General features: G+C 61.5%; 1 pseudogene. It reads left to right on the top strand.

Annotated elements, in window-relative coordinates:
- Positions 1 to 30: 30 nt before the first annotated feature.
- Positions 31 to 642: pseudogene (locus tag EOC94_RS33395) on the top strand (type II and III secretion system protein family protein); the annotation flags it as partial.

Raw genomic sequence — 642 nt, 5'->3', positions numbered from 1 at the left:
GTCAATGGCAGGGTCAGGCTTGGCGGGCATGTGAAAGATGGCGCTACGCTGGCGGCGATCATGGCGGTTGCGCAGCAATATGGACCCGATGCCGTCATCAACTCCGTCATCGTCGACGACAGCCAGCAGGTCAATTTGGAAGTGCGCGTGCTGGAAGCCAAGCGCAACACCGGCCGCGACCTCGGCGTGTCGATCAAAAGCAGGAACGGCGATGGCACAACCCGTACCGGTACCGGTGTTGCTGCCGTTGACGAGGACGGTGTCGTGCTCGGACCGGGCGGTCTGCTCAGCGGCCTCCTGTCCAACTCGGCGCCCTTCGGAGCGCTTATCACGCGCGTCATCGACAGCAACATCAAGGTCGACCTGATCATAGAGGCGCTCGAGTCCAAAGGCGCGGTGCGCACGCTCGCGAACCCCAACCTCACCACGCTTTCCGGCGAGCAGGCCAGCTTCAACGCCGGTGGTGAAGTGCCTATTCGCAGTCTGGACAAAGACGGCGAGATAAGCATCGAGTACAAGCAATTCGGCGTCAATCAGCTGTTCACGCCGGTCGTACTCGACGATGGCAAGATCCATATGAGGCTAGCGCCGGAAGTCAGCGACCTGACCGGCTTCACCACTGCCGGCGACCCGATTTTCACC

Source organism: Mesorhizobium sp. M6A.T.Ce.TU.016.01.1.1 (assembly GCF_003997065.1).
GTDB lineage: Bacteria > Pseudomonadota > Alphaproteobacteria > Rhizobiales > Rhizobiaceae > Mesorhizobium > Mesorhizobium mediterraneum.
This window is presented reverse-complemented; position numbering and strand designations above follow the sequence as displayed.